We start from the raw sequence: 3,277 nt of genomic DNA, 5'->3' as shown, positions 1-3,277 counted from the left end.
AATTAAATAAAATAGCTTAAAAAGCTATTTTAAAATAATATTATCAATATTATGTTGTCTATTTGCTAATAATTTAGCTCTTTCAATATTGATTCCGTTTTTACCGATAGCAATACGTTTATTGGTATTGTCTGCTGTGACAGTAGCTATTTTTTCGCCTGACTGTTTTTGACTTATTTTAACAGATTGTAATTTTGCAGGGGATAAAACGTTTTTAATAAATTGTATTGGATCATCGTCTAATTCAATGATTTCAACACCTTTATCTACTGCTCTTTGAACTTTAGATACGGAACTTCCACCTTTACCAATAGCAAGTCCCATGTCACCATTCTTAACTACGAAAGTAACTTTTCCATGTTCATCATCGATAATGCAATCTTTAACCATTGCTCCAGTCATATTTTCGAAAAGAGCTATGTATCTAATTTCATTTGCACTAAATTTAATAGACACTTAAATCTACCTCAAATCGTCTAATATTGTAGAATCTCCTGGATCGTTTACGATTAATGTAGCAACAGTAAAAGGTTTACCACAAACAGAACCCAAATCTACACTAGTTCCATCATATACTATGAATGGAATTTCTGAGAGATTTGCATAATATTCAACATCTTCAAGAATGTCTTTAGGAGCGTTAGCAGCAACAACTGCAAGTTGACCTTTTCCTAATTTTAAAGATTGAATTGATTTTTCAGAGCCTAAAATTACATCACCAGTATCAACAGCAACTCTGATTCCTCTATCTACGTCCATCATCTAGCCTCCTATTCATTTTTATAATCCATTTTGACACCGACAGAACCGGTACCAAGAGGTATTGGTTGTCCAATAATAATATTTTCGATGATTCCTGTTAAATCATCTACTTCACCGCGAATACTTGCACGAAGTAAATGTTTACCAGTCTCTTCAAAAGCTGCACGAGCTAAAACACTTGATTTTTCACCACTAATACCATGTCTTCCAATGGATTTTACAACACCTTCGGAAGTCATAATATCTGCAACTAACATAATATGTCTTACATCAACACTAAGACCTTGTTCTGATAAGGTATTCTGAGCTTCGTTAATAATAGATTGACGAGCAGCTTCAATACCTAAAACTTCTCCAATTTCATGAATGTTGTTAGTGGTAGTCCTAACATGGTCGATACCGTCCATATCAAGGATTTCTTTAAGGTTTGATCCTTCAGTATGGATAATCCATTCCCTATCATCTTTACGGATAATAACTTTACCGATACCTTTTATACCACTGATTTGTAAATCACGTACCTTGTCTGCTAAAAGACGGAGTTCACGAATTACAAATTTAGATTCAGCTTTAGAGTCTTTTGAAGATGGAATAATTATTTCATCACCATTAATTGTAGCTTTTTTGAAAGTTTTCTCAATAATTGCATTGATTTCTTCTCTGTCAAGCCTTTTCTCTTCAATTTTTTTACTGTCTAAAACTGCTTCAACTTCCATAGTACCATAATTTAAATTGAAGTCAGAAAGAATATCATTTATTGTACTTTTACCTATTTGATTAGCTAAAGTTCTAACAAACTCTTCATCATTACGTCTTTCTTCATCAAAGTAAATATCCATAGTTGGAGTAGCAATGTCTTTTCTTGCGTCAACAATTTCTATAAGTCTTGGAAGACCTAAAGTTACGTTTAACTCAGTTACCCCTGCATAGTGAAAAGTACGCATAGTCATCTGAGTACCAGGTTCACCAACAGATTGTGCAGCTACTGTACCAACAGCCTCGCCAGCTTCAACGTGAGCTCGGTCATAGGCCTGTTTGAGTTTTCTGATTAATTCAGTTAACTCATCATCAGTCAAATCATTACTAATATAAGCTTTTGCTAAATCTTCGATATAACTATCTGGGAAATCTATATCAAGATTCTCTTCTTCGTTAAGTTGTGCAATTACTTCATTTACCTTAATTATAATATCATCCATAGTTACACCTACTTACCTTCCATTCCGCTTTCCATTCTTATTTCACTAATAAGCTTGTCTAAGTTAGCTGCTTTACCAAAGTCGGATTTTGCAGGGTCGACTCCATCTTCACCAAACATGGTTTGGATAACATTACCTTGGTTGTCGGTAACAAGTCCAGATGGTTTAACTTGTAAATCTTGTAAAGCGTTTACGAGTCTTCTTTGCATGTAACCGGATTGTGCGGTACGGATCGCTGTATCTACAAGACCTTCTCTTCCTCCCATAGCGTGGAAGAAGAATTCAATAGGGTCAAGACCGGATTTATAACTTGAGTGTACAAATCCTTTTGCTTTTGCCCCTAACTCACCTTTCTTGAAGTGAGGCAAGGTTCTGTTTAGATATCCTCTTTCGATACGTCCACCCCTAACTGCCTGTTGTCCTACACAAGCAGTAATCTGAGTAAGGTTCAGCATAGATGCCCTAGCACCTGTACGTGCCATTACTACAGAGTGGTGTTCAACAGCCATTACATGGTCATAAGGATCATCTAATGATTGTTTACCCATGGTAAGGTAGTTTTCTGCAATACTACCGGACATGTCCCTAGCTTCCCCGAGAACTTGCATGATTTTCATCTCTAAAGTTTCTTCTAAGCTTCTACCAGGTAACGCTTGGAGATATCCTTCTTCGTAAGATTCAACAAGTTTATCTACTTCAGCCATTTTCTTATCTAAGTGCTCGTTAATACGGTCTTGAGCTTCTTCAGGAATTTCTTCATCATTTAAGGAAGTGGTAATTCCTGTTTTCATGATTCCACAGATTGCAAGGTCAGTTGATCTGTCTAGGAATTCTTTTGCTCTTCCAGGACCATATTCTTTAACAATTTTATCCAATATTTTACCTGAGAAAGATCCGTAAGCGGATTCATCTATTACTCCTTGAACCAAGATACCGTTTTTGATTACAACATTGGCATCTTCAGGAGGGTAAACTACAGGACATTTTGAAATTTCGGCACTGTAAGATAAGTTTAAGTCATTAGGTAATAATAAAGAGAACAATTCTTTACCAGTCCACATCTCACCTTTTTCCTTATAGATGTATGATTCTTCAATGTTGGCTGGAACTTCAACATCAGGTTTTAAATCGATGTTGGTTTTCAAAATCCATTTGCCTGATTTGAATTCAGGTAATTTAAGATGTGATTTTCTGATAATCTGTAAAGCTTGTTCTTCACTAAATTCAACACCATCTCTAGTTAAAAGGTATGCTCCACTAATGTGGTCGTGAATAGCACCGATAATCGGTCCACCAAACCTTGGAGATAAAATGTG

The 3,277-nt window shown here is 35.6% G+C and carries 3 protein-coding genes and 1 pseudogene; all 4 read right to left on the bottom strand.

Annotated elements, in window-relative coordinates; all coding sequences use genetic code 11:
• Positions 1-24: 24 nt before the first annotated feature.
• Positions 25-456 (bottom strand): NusA-like transcription termination signal-binding factor, encoded by a 432-nt coding sequence (locus ACKI3D_RS01720; RefSeq protein WP_407391752.1) that lies wholly within the window; start codon positions 454-456, stop codon positions 25-27.
• A 6-nt stretch (positions 457-462) separates the two neighbouring features.
• The gene (locus tag ACKI3D_RS01715; protein WP_407391750.1) at positions 463-762 is read right to left on the bottom strand and encodes a 50S ribosomal protein L30e; all 300 of its coding nucleotides are present in this window, start codon (positions 760-762) and stop codon (positions 463-465) included.
• Between the two features lie 8 nt (positions 763-770).
• On the bottom strand, positions 771-1,961 hold the full coding sequence (gene rpoA2, locus ACKI3D_RS01710) for a DNA-directed RNA polymerase subunit A'' (RefSeq protein WP_407391748.1): 1,191 nt from the start codon (positions 1,959-1,961) through the stop codon (positions 771-773).
• Positions 1,962-1,969: 8 nt separating this feature from the next.
• Positions 1,970-3,277 (bottom strand): annotated as a pseudogene (locus tag ACKI3D_RS01705) (DNA-directed RNA polymerase subunit A'); the annotation flags it as partial.

The organism is Methanobrevibacter sp. (assembly GCF_045586545.1).
GTDB lineage: Archaea > Methanobacteriota > Methanobacteria > Methanobacteriales > Methanobacteriaceae > Methanocatella.
This window is presented reverse-complemented; position numbering and strand designations above follow the sequence as displayed.

Excerpts from the sequence above, each read along its gene's own strand:
- ACKI3D_RS01715 (WP_407391750.1), bottom strand. The coding sequence starts at position 762 with ATGATGGACGTAGATAGAGGAATCAGAGTTGCTGTTGATACTGGTGAT.
- rpoA2 (WP_407391748.1), bottom strand. The coding sequence starts at position 1,961 with ATGGATGATATTATAATTAAGGTAAATGAAGTAATTGCACAACTTAAC.